The sequence below is a fragment of the Pseudomonas sp. Pmew2 genome (assembly GCF_058129885.1).
On the sequence record NZ_CM176702.1, the window covers coordinates 5,675,564 to 5,692,109 of the forward strand.

The following is a 16,546-nucleotide window of genomic DNA, read 5'->3' on the forward strand; positions in this document are numbered from 1 at the left end:
ACGCAGAGGTGACTTTTGGGGACGATTGCCCTTTATAGAAACTTTGAAATTCCTATACATCAAGCCGCTACAACTTCCACCACTTGCTTTTCTTTTTCTTCTGTTCGACGGGCGGCTCGGGAACTGACCTGACACTGCTTTCTGCTGGCGCTTGATCCGCTGGGGCAAGACGATCCCTGATGAAGTCGCGGTCTGGCTTGATATCGCTCAGGTCCTTGCCGCCCGCGTAATCGAACATGCCGTCGATCACCCTGTGAGCCAACACCTCTATACCGGTCAGCACATGATCGCCGCAAGAATAACCGTCCGGCTGTATGGCGGTGGGCATTTTATAGACTTGCGAAGCATCAAGGCCCAGGCGCCAGGCTGCCATTTGGGCATGCCAGTGCTGATGTGGATGCGGAGTTCCCATGGAATCGTAATGGTAGGCTGCAGGCGAGTGGTTATCTCGACGGTCGACGACGAGAAGCGACCAATGGACGTTATCTCGGTTGATGGGCATGAACGCGATGGGTGGGGCAGGGTTGACTGCGTCTCCGACTAGACGGCGCAACGCAACGTTTCTCTGTGCTTCATCCTCGGAGTTCAGCATAGTGACTATTTGCGAGTCGGCAAAGTGGAGTAAATGGGCATTGGACTCCTCTTGCAATCGGCGAGCGAGGTCGTTGGTGTAGGCGTGCAAATGTCCGTCTAGCAGCCACGAAGTCTCAGTCACTTGAGGCAGCTCGGGGTCTTCGACGTCCTGGGTAAACGGCAGATTGTCCACATCGATCCTCTCGGGACTCATGGGGGGCAGGGCCGAGTGCTCCATTGTAGCCTGAGTGCCATAGTCCCCATAGGTGCTCCACGGCTGCTCTTGCTGGGGCGTATTGAGGTCGAATTCGCGGCCGTAATCACTCAGGGAGGAGAGTCCGTTGAAGGTCGAAGCTGGACTTTGAGGGGGGTATTGCGGCGTATCTGGATTCCAGCCCCAACCTGACCACTCTGAATTTGGCAACGTAAAAGAGGAGTGACTAGGTTCTTGTACCGCTTCTACTGAGAAGGGTGGAAATATTTCACGCAATTTCATTAGCAGGGTTACAACCGTTTTGGCATTAGAAGAGCTTTTGTTGTGCGTCCATAAATCCCTATACGTATCCAACTCTGGATCGTGAAGAAGAGTTGACAAGCTTCCTTTTCCCTCCTCCTTAAGCCACGCGCTGAATGAGCGTAGTACAGACGCGTACTTGTCAACGCTCGTTCTTCCATGAGGATCACGATTCGTTTTTTTTCCGGCTTTACTATTTTTTATTACCAAGGCATCGTTAGCAATTTTTTGGTAGTGCGAGATTAACGTTTGGTCCTCGTCTGGGATATTACGGGTATCACGTTGCTTCTTTAGGCGAACTTTACTACCAAGGTCATAGTTTCGCATGTGTTGCAACGCCGCGCTACATTGGTGACGGCCTGGCAAACAGCTGAACTTCAGCACATCTCCCGTCAATTCGTGGGAATGGAGATAGTCCGGATCACACAGCCCCGGCTTTTCTTGTGCTGCGAGCCAATGACTGAGCGCGCGCAAAGTTGATCTATATGAGGAAGTAGTCTGGTTTTCGTCGGAAAACACTTGATCGATTAACCATTCGTCTAAATCTGAACTTTTTGTTTTGAAAGGCAGAATAGCACTAACCCCGTGTTTGTTAGATTCAATACGTCGTAAGTGACCTATAATTGCCAGCGTATCACTGCGATTGTTTTGAAACGCATACTGTTTTAAATCGCTTTCAAGACTATCAGAGAATAAACGTGCGTTAATCGCTGGCATGTGCTGTCGCTGAAGATAGTCACTAATAGAGATCAACTGATTTTTATAAAAGTCCACGGTGTTAGAGTTGCTACCACCTAGCAGAGCACCCTCGCAAAATCTTTCAATGAGTGCTATATCCTCACAATAGGGGACTTTTCTAGAGCTGTATCGATACTCAGTATCCTCAAGGTGATCTGGAACAAATTGAACCTCCGTTACATATCTTGTCTCAGACTTTTTTGAAAAGCGGCGCTCAACCTGCGTTTGTAGTTCTGCTTGATCTACGAGCCGCCTGCCCTGAGACTCAGCTTGCTGAATAGAATATCGCTGTCTTTGCGGCAGGTCGTGCGCGCCCCCCCCATCGGGTTGGACTGAGGATGTTGTATCAGAAGAAAGAAACTCATGAAGTTTACTTTGCGTTTCCTGGAGTCTCTGATAAGCGTCCAAGCTTTTGCTCCAATTATTAAAATTCCACATATATTCCTCCTGGTTGATGGCAATTCTGTCAGAAAATCTCTCTGAGATGTTAAAATAATTTTGTATTATTCTTGCTGTGATACCCATAGACTTTTCTGTATTGGGGTTTTCCGTAATTTTAGCGCCGATACTGGTTTGCCATTAGAAAGCCATAAATAATAATCAACAGGTTGATTTGAATTTTAATATTCGCATCTCTTAAGCAAGACAATCATTAGGGATGCTCCGATCAACTTGCCGCGCAGCGGTGGCAAGCCGTAATTTGCCAGGCACATAGCGCTATTTTTCTGAAAACGGTCTGATGCAGTGTGAGTCGAGCGCGTTTTTCGCTCGGTTTTCCGTGTTAAGCGCGCAACTCACCCAAACCCATTAGTCGCTTTCGAGCCATCCACAGGTTCGACAGGGCGAACAGCGTGGTCAGTTGGGCCGTGTTTTTCATCAGCCCACGAAAGCGTACTTTCACGTAACCAAACTGGCGCTTGATGACCCGAAACGGATGCTCGACCTTGGCGCGTGTCTGCGCTTTGCAGTACTCGATCTTGCGCTTGGCTTTGTACAACAGGCTGCGTTTGTTCAGCTTGGAATACGTGCTGCGCCGCGCCGCGATTTGCCAGATCACGTTACGATTTTCGTGCTCTTCACGCTTCTCGACACCGGTGTAGCCAGCGTCCGCATAGACCGCGTTTTCTTCCCCGTGGAGCAGTTCGGCGACTTGAGTGACATCGGCCACATTGGCCGCAGTGCCATGGACGTGATGAACCAGTCCAGACTCAACGTCAGCGCCGATGTGGGCCTTCATACCGAAGAAATACTGGTTACCCTTCTTTGTCTGATGCATCTCGGGATCACGCTCGCCGTCTTTGTTCTTGGTCGAGCTTGGGGCATGAATAATGGTGGCATCGACGATGGTGCCCTGGCGCAGCGACAGGCCTTTTTCCTGCAAATAACCGTTGATGACCGCGAGGATTGCAGGAGCCAGTTGATGTTTCTCCAGCAGGTGCCGGAAGTTCATGATCGTGGTGTCTTCCGGTATCGGCGCACTCAACGTCAGGCGTGCAAACTGGCGCATGGGGGTGATTTCGTAGAGCGCTTCTTCCATGGCCGGATCACTCAGGGAGAACCAGTTCTGCAGCAGGTGAATGCGCAGCATGGTTTCCAGCGGATAAGGTTTTCTGCCACCGCCGGCCTTGGGGTAGAACGGTTCGATCAGGCCCAGCAGACCTGTCCAGGGGACGACCTGATCCATCTCGGCGAGGAAGCGTTCGCGGCGTGTCTGCTTGCGCTTGCTGGCATATTCGAAATCGGAAAAGCTCATCTGGCTCATGGGAGGCTCGGATCAGGTGGTCAGGCGATTTTCGCATAACCGGGACTTGTTCGGAGATTCCTTAGGTTTGTGACTTTTCCGGTCATCACAACCCGTACGGTCTGTCATGAAGTCAACAAGGCCAAAAATCAAGCTTAGGACAACCATGCTCATACTAGCCAAGAGCCAGTTTTTCCCCAAGGTGTCAAATCCGTTGTTGAACCAACCGACTATGACTCTGAACCAACCCACCGCAGTTTGTTCGACATACTCAGTGGCCAACAGAGGAAACATAGACGGCTCAAGGTGCAAATAGGAGAGGTAGCCCTCGTGGTAGGCTTTTCCATTCAAGTAAAACATAGGGGCTGAAATAGCCAAAGCCAAGGCTCCAAGCTTGCCCCATCCCATAAACGTTGCAGCTTTTTTTTCCGTATCTTCTTTCAGTTCGACTTCTGACATTTTCCACTCAATATAAAAATTTTACAGAAGATAACGGAGGTCGATGCATATCGCCGACCAAGCCGCTAGTACTTCGTCACCGCGCCCAAACTGTTGCATGTTAATTATGATTCAATAATTTTTAATTAATCAAGCGTATACCCTTGAGCTTCCAACGCACGCCTGACAATAGCGCTGACCGTCCTGTGTGCTTTCCCGGAGCGCTTATTTTCACGCACATCGTCCTCAATTTTCTCCAGTATGCCTGGGGGCAAGCTGATCGATACGGGAACTGGTGCTGTGCCAATTTCTCAGCATGAACGAGATTAAGGCGCTTCTGGCAAAAGCAGAGAATGCGCATCCCGAATGATGATCCGGCTGGGGCAGTGCTTCAAGAGGGAGCTTGCTGCGACAGATTGCGGCCTCCTGGTGTAACCGGAAGCCGGGGCTCAGCCGCTACCAACGCCAAGAGCCCATTCGAGGCCAAGCATTCGCCTCTTCAGAATTGAACATGGTGACCGCGTTACTTTAAGTCGAAGCTCATACGCTGCAAAATCAGTACAACCACGGTACAGTACCCAGCTTGATCAACCTTATCAAAACTACGCTCAACACCACTAACTACGGGGCCTCCAGCTATGCCAACCTACGTTCACCTACGAACGATTTCTCTAGGCATAGCACGTCGCCCAGCAACTCATAATCCTTTGGTCCACGGTTCGAGTCCGTGTGGGCCCACCACCTTTGAAAGCCGCGCATTGCGCGGCTTTTGTGTTTCTGGGTGGTTCTCTCAGATACTGGTCAGCTTTTGCGCTCTCCCCTATCGTGGCCTTCCAGGTCCGATTCAGGTTCAAGCCCGCTTGGGCAACTTCCAGTTTGGCCGGATGAAGTGGCAGGTATAACCGTTCGGTATCCGCTCCAGATAATCCTGATGCTCCGGCTCCGCTTCCCAGAACTCCCTGGCGGGCTCGATTTGCGTGACCACACGCCCCGGCCACAGCTTGGAGGCGTCCACGTCAGCCGCGGTATCTTCGGCAATATCCCTTTGCTGTTCGCTCAGGTAGTAAATCGCCGAACGATAGCTCGGCCCAAGATCATTGCCCTGCCGGTTAGGCGTGCTCGGGTCATGGATCTGGAAAAAGAATTCAAGAATCTGCCGGTAGCTGATCACCGCCGGGTCAAACACGATCTCAATCGCTTCGGCATGGTTTCCGTGGTTGCGGTAGGTGGCGTTCGGTACTTCGCCACCGGTGTAGCCGACTCGCGTACGCAGCACGCCGGGGTAGCGTCGCAACAAATCTTGCATGCCCCAGAAGCAGCCGCCGGCAAGGATGGCGGTTTCGGTTGAGTTGGTCATAGTCTGTCCTTGCGGTTCATGGAGACAGGGATAGTTATGGGGTGATGTCGGGCAATACCAAGCCGGATGAAGTAAAAAACAGGATCGTGTTGCGGAACGAGTACACGTCCTACAGAAGCCTTGGCGCCTTGCTCCGTAGTCTACAGTTGCTTCAGAATCCGCCGGCTTGTGCGGTTTAGTCAGCGTTTCCAAGATGGCCCGTTCGCTGACAACTCAGTGATCGGGTTTAGTTGACCCACTACAGGGAGTATCAGTTTTTTTGTGTTCGGGCTGGTTAGGGCCTGCCGTCAGGCAGGCCCTTGTTTTACCAGCTCGGTCTGGTAAATCGGTCTCCGTACAGGATCGCAAATTGATTCATTGCCACTTTCCAGTCGTGTGCCGCATGACCCCAGTTGGCGGTGATGTTGCGCAACCCAAGCCATATCAGTTTCGTCGCGGCCTCATCGGTCGGGAAGTGCCCTCGAGTCTTGATGATCTTGCGTAACTGGGCATTGATGCTCTCGATGGCATTGGTCGTGTAAACCACTTTGCGGATGCCCGCCGGGAAAACAAAAAACGGTATAACCCGATCCCAGGCGCGACGCCATGCAGCAACCACAGTCGGATACTGCTTGCCCCAGGGGCCCGCTTCAAAGGCGTTAAGCTCTTGCTCAGCCACATCTGCATTGATCGCCTGGTAGATCGGCTTGAGTGCTTTGGCCAGTGCCCGACGTTTATCCCAAGCGGCATAGTCCAAGCTGTTGCGGATCAGATGCACGATGCAGGTTTGCAGCGTCGTGGCAGGAAAAACCGCCCCCAACGCCTCCGGTATTCCTTTGAGGCCATCCGTGACGGCGATCAGAACATCTTCAACGCCACGAGTCTTGAGGTCGTTGAACACCTTCATCCAAAACTTGGCACCCTCGGTGCTCTCGATCCATATACCCACAATGTCGCGCGTGCCATCAGGTAATACCCCCAGCGCCAGATAAATAGCCTTGTTGCACACTAACCCCTCGTCCCGGATTTTGACCCGTAACGCATCGAAGAAGATCACCGGATACATCGGTTCCAAGGGTCGTTGCTGCCAAGCGCTCACCTCTTCCATGACCGCATCGGTGACTGAGCTGATGAAGTCATGGGACACGTCAGTTCCATACTGCTCAGACAGAAAAGCGCGGATCTCACGCACCGTCATGCCCCGGGCGTACATGGCAATTATCTTGTCGTCGAAGCCTGTAAAACGGCGTTCGTGCTTGGGAATCAGGATCGGGGCGAAGCTACCATCGCGGTCTCTGGGGATATCCAGGCGAAGCGGCCCGTCGTCGGTCAGAACCGTCTTGCTGCTTTTGCCATTACGCTGATTGGTCGACTCCTCAGGGCGCTCCGCGCCCTGAGGGCAACCAAGGTGGTGACCCAGCTCGGCGCCTAGCGCACGCTCGATCAGAGCCTTCTTGAACGCCATGGACGCGTCTTGAATGGCTTCGGCGCTCATCGGGCCTTTAACAAACTGCTCGATCAGCTCTTGGGGAATCGAGGGCAACTCCCTCGCTGTTGCATTGGCGGACTTCTTTTTGGTCGGCATACATGCACCTCTAGGGAATCTCCGAACAAGTCCCGGTTATGCGAAAATCGCCTGACCACCTGATCCGAGCCTCCCATGAGCCAGATGAGCTTTTCCGATTTCGAATATGCCAGCAAGCGCAAGCAGACACGCCGCGAACGCTTCCTCGCCGAGATGGATCAGGTCGTCCCCTGGACAGGTCTGCTGGGCCTGATCGAACCGTTCTACCCCAAGGCCGGCGGTGGCAGAAAACCTTATCCGCTGGAAACCATGCTGCGCATTCACCTGCTGCAGAACTGGTTCTCCCTGAGTGATCCGGCCATGGAAGAAGCGCTCTACGAAATCACCCCCATGCGCCAGTTTGCACGCCTGACGTTGAGTGCGCCGATACCGGAAGACACCACGATCATGAACTTCCGGCACCTGCTGGAGAAACATCAACTGGCTCCTGCAATCCTCGCGGTCATCAACGGTTATTTGCAGGAAAAAGGCCTGTCGCTGCGCCAGGGCACCATCGTCGATGCCACCATTATTCATGCCCCAAGCTCGACCAAGAACAAAGACGGCGAGCGTGATCCCGAGATGCATCAGACAAAGAAGGGTAACCAGTATTTCTTCGGTATGAAGGCCCACATCGGCGCTGACGTTGAGTCTGGACTGGTTCATCACGTCCATGGCACTGCGGCCAATGTGGCCGATGTCACTCAAGTCGCCGAACTGCTCCACGGGGAAGAAAACGCGGTCTATGCGGACGCTGGCTACACCGGTGTCGAGAAGCGTGAAGAGCACGAAAATCGTAACGTGATCTGGCAAATCGCGGCGCGGCGCAGCACGTATTCCAAGCTGAACAAACGCAGCCTGTTGTACAAAGCCAAGCGCAAGATCGAGTACTGCAAAGCGCAGACACGCGCCAAGGTCGAGCATCCGTTTCGGGTCATCAAGCGCCAGTTTGGTTACGTGAAAGTACGCTTTCGTGGGCTGATGAAAAACACGGCCCAACTGACCACGCTGTTCGCCCTGTCGAACCTGTGGATGGCTCGAAAGCGACTAATGGGTTTGGGTGAGTTGCGCGCTTAACACGGAAAACCGAGCGAAAAACGCGCTCGACTCACACTGCATCAGACCGTTTTCAGAAAAATAGCGCTATGTGCCTGGCAAATTACGGCTTGCCACCGCTGCGCGGCAAGTTGATCGGAGCATCCCTAGCTACATGTTATGCCCGAACACAAAATTTCTGACAGTCTCCCACTACAAACCTGCCAACCAAACAACTGTAAGTCCAGTCATCGACCCTCTCAATCACCCGATCAAAACATCCGATTAGCCATCCTTCGAAACATTCCGTAACGTTGTTTCCCCGTGCGACAGGCGCGCACCGCTTGAGCTTCTGCTCCCCACGCTCAGCCCACGACCACGCACGAGCCCACCATGTCTCTGAACACCCCGCAGCAAATCGCTGAAATTGCCGTCGAAAGTGGCGTCAAGAAAGCCCACTTGGGCCTGTCGTCGTTGATGATCCTGGGCTTTCTGGCAGGGGCTTTCATTGCCCTCGGGTTTCTTCTCGATATTCATGTCAGCACCATGATCCCTCACGAGTGGGCGTCGCTGGGCAATCTGCTTGGCGCTGTGGTGTTTCCGGTCGGGCTGATTCTGGTGGTGCTGGCCGGTGGCGAGTTGCTGACCGGCAACATGATGAGCCTGCCCATGGCGCTATTCGCCGGGCGTATCGGTCTGGGTCAGTTGGTGCGCAACTGGGTACTGGTGACGCTGGCCAACCTGATCGGCGCGCTGTTCGTCGCCTATTGTTTCGGCCATGTGGTGGGGCTGACTGAAGGCCCATTCATGGCCAAGACTGTGGCCATCGCCAATGCCAAGGTAGGGGCCAGCTTCGAACAGGCATTCATATCGGGTATTGGCTGCAATTGGCTGGTGTGCCTGGCGGTGTGGCTCAGCTACGCAAGCAAGGACGTGATCGGTAAAGTGGTCGGCATGTGGTTTCCGGTGATGGCATTCGTCGCGATCGGCTTTCAGCACATCGTCGCCAATATGTTCGTCATTCCTGCAGCGATCTTTGCCGGCGCCTTGAGCTGGGCGCAGTTCGGCGACAACTTCGTTCCGGTATTTTTGGGTAACGCGGTGGGCGGTGCGGTGTTCGTAGGCCTGGCCTATCACCTGGCCTTCTTCAATGCGGCAGCCCGACCTGCTGAGCTGTCCAGGGCCAGCGGCGCGCAAGCACCGGAATAATCTGACGCCATACACGCTCTGTGGTGAAAAGAGATGACGACCGCAGAGCAAACCAGCAAGCTGAAGAGCAAAGCTCACGTCACAAGCAAATAGTCGAGTTGGCTCGACAAGATCAGCTTTTGAAATTAAGCCGACTCCTCGCGTACCCACCGCCAACCCAGGCCGCACGCGCTCAGACACTGTCCATAAAACCGATCCACGCCGCCAGCAGCAATAAAACCGCCAGCACTCGATTCACCCACTGCACTCGCCAAGGCGATGTGAGCCAGCGGGACGAGCCTGCGCCCATCAGCGCCCAGCAGCCTAAGCAGGGCAACGAGATCAGAAAGAACACCAGCGCCAGGTAAGACACCGGGTTGCTCTGGCTGAACACACTGACTACCGCCAGCGCCATGACCCAGGTCTTGGGATTTACTAATTGCAGTGCTGCGCCACCGATAAAGCCCATCGGCAGACTGTTTTGCCGCTCGATTGAGTCGGTCGGGCCGGCACCTATCTTCCAGGCCAGCCAGGTTAGCCACAGCACGCCGACCCATGCCATGACGCGCTGAGCATTGGGGATCGCGAGCAATGAGTGGCCGACCCCCATGCCAACGAGCAACACCAACAGTGCAGCGCCGGTGCAGGCTCCCAGAATCAACGGTACGACGGCGCGCCAGCCGAAGCGGGCACCGTTGCTTAATACCAGGATGTTGGTGGGGCCGGGGGTAATCGAGGCGACGAAGGCGAACAGAATGAAAGGCAGCATAATCGGCAATCCAGGGCTGAAAACGCCCATGCTGCGACATACCACAGGATCAGTCTGGAAGGTTTGAGCAGCGCAAGCGATAGGCCGCCGGGCTAAGTCCGTAAGCGCGCCTGAACCAGCGGCCCAGATGGCTTTGGTCAGCAAAGCCCAGATCGCTGGCCACCTGAGCGGGCCAGATTCCGGCTGCCAGCATTCGACGGGCCTTGGCCAGGCGCAGTTGTACCAGATATGCATGAGGTGGCAGGCCAAAGGTCGCCTTGAACGCCCGCGTCAGGCGAAAGCGGTCAACGCTACAAACAGCTGCCAACTCGTTCATGCCCACGTCCTGATGCAGATGCGCGTGCAGATAATCCCTCGCCCGCAAGGCCACCTGCGGCAAGCGCGGATCGGGATCGGTCATGCGTCGCCATTGCACCCTATCAATGAGCTGCGCCAGTAATTCATCCAACGCGCTTTGACGAACGATGCGTAGTTCTTTTTGATGCAGCGCCGTGAAAGCGAACGTGACCGCGTGAGCCAGCCGTGATTCGGTTTGCAGGGTGTTGGCGAAAGAAGGCAGATGCTGGTCGGGAGCCTGTTCGAACAACCCACTGAGCTCCCGGCTCAGCCAATGCGGGTCCAGGTACAGCATCTGATAGGTGAACCCTTCGGCGCACGGGGCATTGCCATCATGAATTTCCCCCGGTTCCAGTGTGAACACCTGCCCGGGCGTGCTGGCATGGCGCTGACGGCGGCAATTGAACTGCTGCACACCTTGCCGGGTAACGCCCACCAGATAGCTGTCATGCCAATGGGGATCATAGGCATGCCCCTGAAAGTGCGCGTGCAGCGTCTCGATGCCCGTATCAAGGTCGCGAGCGAGGTCTATCCAGTGTGTGGAAGGCATAAAACACCTGAATCGATGAAAGCGATTGGTTATCGCTGACGTCGGAAGGTGAGTCTAGAACATTCGTGCATTCATCTGTCTGTTGGAATTGCAGTTGCCAAAGGTAGCGACACGAAGCCCAACGGCTTGCTACCCAAAGGTTCTCATAAACGGCTCAGCACATCGCCTGACCGCAGCGATGACCTCCGGCGCCTGCTCGTTCAGCTCAACCGAACGCGCCAGTACTTGCTCCAGTGCCTGAAGTTGTCCGGAAATCACCTCCTCTGGACGTGTCACATCACAGATCTGGGCGAAATCCAGTAGGCCCTGCCGCGAGGCGAATAGCGACTTGTTGCCGAGCAGATCCAGTGCCAACACGTCCTCGGGGATGTAAGCCGTGGTGTTGACGATGTCGTAAGCTGGAGCGAGCCGTGCATCTCGTTGGGTGGGGTTGGAATACAGCAGACCGAAGTTTTTCAGGTGGGCGTCGCCGTTGCCGACAATACAGCTCAGGGTCACGATGGCGAATAGCTGGGCCAATGAGTCCTGTACCTGGTCGGGGGCACAGAACAGGCGGATTGCTTTGGCGATAGCGGAGTAGCTCTTGCAGCGTGGTCATCATCAGTCGAATACTCCCTCAATTTCATCCAGTGTAGGCATGACAGCGGGTATGACCGAGAGCTCACAATCCAGCGCCCCGAGCACGCGCGCATAGGCCGTCATACCTACTGAGAGGTCACCTTTTTCTACGGCGATTATCTTTTGCCGGGTGACGGCTGCCATCGCGGCGAGCCTGGCTTGCGTAAGCCCTCGATTGAGGCGGCGCTGCCGAATCTGCTCGCCAAGACGCGTTGTGATGAGGGAATAGTCCATGTTCCGTATACATAACAAATTAGATTAAATGTAACGTATACCTAACCTTCGAATAAATCAAACTGATGTGTGAACGGGGCTTTGAGTCGCGGCACCGGCTAGCGGATTTATTGAAACGCTATTACAGAGTCAGATGAGGCCTGGCGGCTCAGAGCTACATATCGAGGCCATTTCAAAGCCACTACCCCAACCATATTCGTCCCCAATTCAACCTCGATGCCCACGCCCTCCAACTGCCCCACCTCTATCCATTCCCCCAACTCACGCCCATGCAGTTTCAAAAACGCTTCTCGCTCACACCAGGCCCTGGCAAACGCGACCGGGCGCATCGTCTCGGAAACATCCCGCAGTCGCGCACCTACATCTGGCCCGAGATAATCCCGCGCAATAACCTGCCAGTCCGGTACAGGCTGGACCTGCATCAAGTCCACACCCACCGCTCCGTTGAGATTGACCGCAGCCAGAGAGAATCCAGCTTCGTGGCTGATGGAAAAACCGGGCTCCGGCAGGCCGTCGATCATCAATCGCGGCGCGAGACCTGGGGCGCTGATGAACGTGATCGCTTCCGATGGCAATTCGAGCCACTGCTCCACGGCGGTTCGCACGCAAGCCCGAATGCGGTTTCTGGCCTCATCTCTTGCACAGCCTGGCCTGGTGACGCATCTGACCAGCAATACATTCTGCCGAGGGAAGGACTCTGGAGGGGCGAGCCGGCCATCTTCATCGAATGCCCAGCTCGCCCCGCGTTTCATGCCCTGTCAGGTACCGCCGGGCAGCCGGCCCAGCGACTGCACGCGGGGATATGCTCGCCTTTCATCACCAGGGGCAGTGGGCCAAGGTGCGCATCGTTGCCGACTACGGCGCTATAGAGCACGGCGCTACGTGGGCCCATGTACACGCGCTCGCCGATGCTGACGTGATCAATCTTCATGACCCGGTCTTCGAACAGGTGTGTTTGCGGGCAGGCACCGGCATTCAGCTCACTATCTGCACCGATGCTGACGCAGTCGAATTCGGTGATGTCGGTTGTGTCCATGTAAACCCCTCGGCCAATCTTGCAGCCGAGCAGGTTGAAGGCCAGCGGCAACCACGGAGTACCGCGCAGGTAGCGCATGAAGTTTGGTGCGGCCATGCCTTCATAGAGGCTGGTGATACCTTCCGAGAGCCATACGAATGGTGTCCACATAGGGTCTGCGCGTTTGCGATAGCGGCCCATCACCAGCCATTTCAGGGCCGCGATCAGCAGAAAGTTACCCACGCTGTACGCCACGCCGATCACTGCAAGGTAGGCCAGCACCGCGCCCCAGCGCTCGTCGTCGGCGAGAGGCATCAGGTCAAGCATGACCGTGTAGCCAACGGCGATCACTACCGCGTGCGGGGTGACAATGCGCACGCCTTCGACCAGTCCTCGGGCCAGGCGGCGCAGCGGTGAAGGCTTGAAGGTCAGTGATTCGGGAGCGCCACTCACCTGCTCGCGGGCAGGCAGGTGGATCGGTGGTGAGCCCAGCCAGGTGCCGCCGTCGACCATTTTGCTGTTGTGCGGCGCGCAGGAATGGACGCCGATCAGGACGTTTTCCGGCAGCACCGTGCCATCTGAAATGTAACCGCCGTTGCCGACAAAGCTGCGATTGGATACGACTGTGGGTTGCATGGTCATCCAGCCGCCATCGATACGCTCATCGCCCAGCATCACCGCATCGGCGATAAAGGTTTCATCGCCCAGGGTCAGCATGTCCGGGATGACGCCCTGTGCGCTGGAAATCTCGGCGTCGCGCCCCACTTTCGCACCCAACAGTCGATACCAGAAGGGCGAGTACACCGTGGCGTAGATACCGGAAAGCACATTGAGGCTGGCCTCTTGAATCTGACTGATCAGCCACTTGGCGCAATAAGTGTTGCTGTGTACCGCGTAGCGACCCGGCTTGAGACGTGGAAAGACGATCCAGCGCAATGCGGCAGAGGCCAGAACAGTCGCGACAATCAGCACCGCACTGGCCGGGAACGCGAGCAGGAAATAGCGCGCCAGTTGTCCCGATGGTCCGCTGCCCTCGAACCATGGCAAGACGTTCTGCGTGTCGAACCAGTCGATCAGGAAAAAGGTCGGGAAGACCGGGATGAAGAACAGCGTCGCGACCAGCAGAACGCCGAACACGAAGAACAGTTTTTCTGCCCGCAAACGCGCAGGGCTGGTCACAGGCCGCGCAGGTTGGCCGAGCGTGTCGAACGCGCCGACATCACGCGCAGGTGAGCCCTGCCAGATACGACGCGCCGGAACCTCCCGGCCGTCGGCCATGGCCGATTGCGCCTCAAGATGCCCCCACGGACCGATAGCCGTATTGCCCTCCATGATCACGTAGGAACCGACACAGGCATTGTCCTGCAAGGCGATACGTCCCAGATGCAGCTGACCCCGCTCGACGCGTGCGTTCTCGAAGCTCACGCCGTTGCCGACGCTGACCCCGTCACCGATTTCCAGCAGGTCGTGGGCCCGCACCGTGGCCCCGCCGATAATCACTTCCTCACCGATCTTTGCTCCCAGGGCGCGCAGCCACAGGGGATAAAGCGAAGAACCACTCAACAGGTAAGTCGGTGCCGACTCGACCATACGGTCGGCGGCCCACCAGCGAAAATAAGTGACGCCCCACAATGGATATATTCCAGGCTTCAGGCGACCAACGATCAGCCATTTGGCCGCCCACGCGATGAAAAACTGCAGAACGGTGGCAATCAGAAACACCGAGATAGAAGCCAGAGTTGCCAAAGCCACTGAGTCGTCAGGCGAACCGGTAAGCAAGTGGTAGGTAAAGAACGGCGCGAGCCACTGGGTCATTCGCAGGCTGACCATTACCGGCAATGCCAGAGCCTGAGCCACGCCGCAACGCCAGCGACGCCACGCGGACGGAGGCGTCCAGTCGACCGGGGCAGCCATCTCTTGCGGTGCTTGATCCAGCACTTCGGCAATCGCGCCGATACGGCGTTGCTGGTAAATGTCGCGCACGGTGATTTGTGCAAAGCGAGGGTTCGCCCGCAAGGCCGAGGCCAAACGAGCGGCAAAGAAGGAATGCCCGCCCAGATCGGTGAAAAAGTCCGCATCGCGGCGGATCGGCATGCCAGGAAAGAGTGAGGCCAACGCAGCAAACAGTGCGATTTCGCCTTCAGTTTCAGCCACGTCGGACTCTGCGCCAGCACCCGCGGCATCAACCGTCAACGGGCGGGCCTTGAGTGTTTTGCGATCGATTTTTCCGGACGTAAGACGCGGCATGCTGTCGAGCAACTCGAAATGCCCCGGCACCATGTACGACGGCAACCGGGCCTGCAAGACCTTGCGCAACTGGCTGGTGAATTTGGAATCCGTCGATGTATCGCAAACCAGATAAGCAATCAGCTGATCAACGCCACCCTCGTTGCGCAACAGGACGGCAACAGTGCCTACGCCGGGCTGTTGCGCCAACAGCGCTTCAATCTCGCCCAGTTCGACGCGAAAGCCACGAATTTTCACCTGATCATCGGCACGTCCCAGGCATTGTACTTGTCCTTCATCGTCGATCCGCGCAAGGTCGCCGGTTCGATACAGGCGCGCATCGTGATAGCCGGTGGACCACGGGTTAGGCAGGAATTTTTCCTGGGTCAGATCCGGTCTGCCCAGATAACCTTCAGCCAGACCGGGGCCAATGATGCACAGTTCGCCGACTTCGCCACGGGGCAGCAGGCTGGGTGCCAGGCTGCTGCCGACCGCTGGGTCATTGGCGATTACCAACAGACCATAATTGGGGAGCGGCGTACCAATCGAGACCGGGCGACCACGCGACAACCGCGCCAGACTCGCCGACACAGTGGCTTCGGTGGGCCCGTAGGTGTTGAACATTTGCCGGTTCGGCGTGGCCCAGCGGTCGACCAGCGACTCAGGGCACATCTCGCCGCCCAGATTGATCACCCGCAGGCAGGGGACGTCTTCGCTGAACAGCGCCAGCAAGGTAGGCACCGCGTGCAAAACGCTGATGCGCTGCTCGTTCAGCAGACGTGGCAGGGTTTCGGGGTCTCCGCTGGTTTCCTTTGGGCCTATCCACAACGTTGCGCCCACCAGATAGGCAATCCAGATTTCCTCGAACGACATGTCGAATGCCACGGAAAAGCCCTGGTAGACCCGGTCGCTGGCGCAGATACCGAGTACCGCGTTTTCGCTGCGCAGGAAATGGCAGATGCTGCGCTGGGAAATCAGGATGCCCTTGGGCTTGCCGGTGGAGCCGGAGGTGTAGATCACGTACGCAGGATGATCGGGAAGCACACCACTGCGGCGCACCAACGCTGCGTCGGTCTGTGTCAGCAGCGCTTCGGCCGTCCATACGTTCAGACCGCTACCAGCCAGCAACGGGCTCAGCGCGTTGCAGGACACCAGCCCCACTGCGCTGGCATCGTCCAGGCATATTTGCAGACGCTCCACCGGAGTGTCCTGATCCAGAGGCAGCCAGGCGGCACCCGCCTTGGCGATACCGGCCTGCATCACCAGAAGCTCAATGCCTCGCGGTAGCCACAGACCAACGATGTGCCCAGGCCTTACGCCAGCCTTGATCAGCGCAGAAGCCACCTGATCAGCCTGCCGGTCCAGCTCCCCATAACTGATCCGGTGCTCGCCGAAGATCAGTGCCACTTGCTGCGGATTGCGCCGGGCGCTGGCTTCCAGCAAATCGGCCAGCACTTCCTCGCGCAGCAGTTCAGGTTGAATCGGACCGTAAATCACGTCCGCCGATTGTTCGTTCTGGCAGGTCTGCAGCAGGTTCAGGTTATTCATGGCAGCAAATATTCGCTCGTCTGAAGGAGATGCCTGAGATTTCTGGTTATGGGGTCAGAGCCGGTGCATCAGCGAGTGGCGTGCATTTTGTGGTGACAAGGTGTCCACAATATTTCTGTTTTG

Annotated in this window: 12 protein-coding genes and 1 pseudogene; 2 read left to right on the plus strand and 11 right to left on the minus strand. The window is 56.2% G+C overall.

The genetic code is table 11. The features are described from left to right. Window positions 1-67 precede the first annotated feature (67 nt). The 5 genes from AC4ANK_RS26275 to AC4ANK_RS26295 all read right to left on the minus strand — a co-directional run bounded on the left by AC4ANK_RS26275 (window position 68) and on the right by AC4ANK_RS26295 (window position 6,925). A complete protein-coding gene (locus AC4ANK_RS26275) occupies window positions 68-2,350 on the minus strand; it encodes a C48 family peptidase (protein WP_200877642.1) in 2,283 nt (760 codons plus the stop codon). Between the two features lie 256 nt (window positions 2,351-2,606). Continuing rightward, complete coding sequence (locus AC4ANK_RS26280; protein ID WP_044424202.1) at window positions 2,607-3,587, minus strand: IS5 family transposase; 981 nt, start codon at window positions 3,585-3,587, stop codon at window positions 2,607-2,609. Between the two features lie 12 nt (window positions 3,588-3,599). Then, window positions 3,600-4,025 carry a hypothetical protein gene (locus tag AC4ANK_RS26285; protein WP_460383700.1) on the minus strand — a complete coding sequence of 142 codons (426 nt, stop codon included), beginning with the start codon at window positions 4,023-4,025 and terminating at the stop codon, window positions 3,600-3,602. 829 nt (window positions 4,026-4,854) lie between these two features. Continuing rightward, window positions 4,855-5,361, minus strand: coding sequence for a peptide-methionine (S)-S-oxide reductase MsrA (gene msrA / locus AC4ANK_RS26290; protein ID WP_031598392.1), 507 nt, complete (start codon window positions 5,359-5,361; stop codon window positions 4,855-4,857). Window positions 5,362-5,665: 304 nt separating this feature from the next. Beyond that, window positions 5,666-6,925 (minus strand): IS256-like element ISPsy17 family transposase, encoded by a 1,260-nt coding sequence (locus AC4ANK_RS26295; protein WP_460237255.1) that lies wholly within the window; start codon window positions 6,923-6,925, stop codon window positions 5,666-5,668. A gap of 75 nt (window positions 6,926-7,000) precedes the next feature. Between AC4ANK_RS26295 and AC4ANK_RS26300 the strand changes: the two genes are divergently transcribed. Together AC4ANK_RS26300 and AC4ANK_RS26305 are read left to right on the plus strand one after the other, a co-directional pair. Beyond that, window positions 7,001-7,981: an IS5 family transposase gene (locus AC4ANK_RS26300; protein WP_044424202.1), complete on the plus strand. Its 981-nt coding sequence runs from the start codon at window positions 7,001-7,003 to the stop codon at window positions 7,979-7,981. A 351-nt stretch (window positions 7,982-8,332) separates the two neighbouring features. Further along, window positions 8,333-9,148 carry a formate/nitrite transporter family protein gene (locus tag AC4ANK_RS26305; protein WP_005735093.1) on the plus strand — a complete coding sequence of 272 codons (816 nt, stop codon included), beginning with the start codon at window positions 8,333-8,335 and terminating at the stop codon, window positions 9,146-9,148. Window positions 9,149-9,320: 172 nt separating this feature from the next. On the opposite strand, the gene AC4ANK_RS26310 is transcribed toward AC4ANK_RS26305, so the two are convergent. The 6 genes and pseudogenes from AC4ANK_RS26310 to AC4ANK_RS26335 all read right to left on the minus strand — a co-directional run bounded on the left by AC4ANK_RS26310 (window position 9,321) and on the right by AC4ANK_RS26335 (window position 16,423). Next, complete coding sequence (locus AC4ANK_RS26310; protein ID WP_044423846.1) at window positions 9,321-9,896, minus strand: LysE family translocator; 576 nt, start codon at window positions 9,894-9,896, stop codon at window positions 9,321-9,323. 49 nt (window positions 9,897-9,945) lie between these two features. Then, window positions 9,946-10,782 (minus strand): AraC family transcriptional regulator, encoded by an 837-nt coding sequence (locus AC4ANK_RS26315; protein WP_031596862.1) that lies wholly within the window; start codon window positions 10,780-10,782, stop codon window positions 9,946-9,948. A gap of 129 nt (window positions 10,783-10,911) precedes the next feature. Beyond that, a pseudogene (locus tag AC4ANK_RS26320) lies at window positions 10,912-11,367 on the minus strand (HipA domain-containing protein); the annotation flags it as partial. 15 nt (window positions 11,368-11,382) lie between these two features. Continuing rightward, entirely contained in the window at window positions 11,383-11,634 is a 252-nt protein-coding gene (locus AC4ANK_RS26325) for a helix-turn-helix transcriptional regulator (protein ID WP_004660081.1), read from the minus strand. A 107-nt stretch (window positions 11,635-11,741) separates the two neighbouring features. Continuing rightward, entirely contained in the window at window positions 11,742-12,386 is a 645-nt protein-coding gene (locus tag AC4ANK_RS26330; protein WP_031596860.1) for a 4'-phosphopantetheinyl transferase family protein, read from the minus strand. Further along, the gene (locus tag AC4ANK_RS26335) at window positions 12,383-16,423 is read right to left on the minus strand and encodes a Pls/PosA family non-ribosomal peptide synthetase (protein WP_460383704.1); all 4,041 of its coding nucleotides are present in this window, start codon (window positions 16,421-16,423) and stop codon (window positions 12,383-12,385) included. The genes AC4ANK_RS26330 and AC4ANK_RS26335 overlap by 4 nt, the downstream gene beginning before the upstream one ends. Window positions 16,424-16,546: the final 123 nt, after the last annotated feature.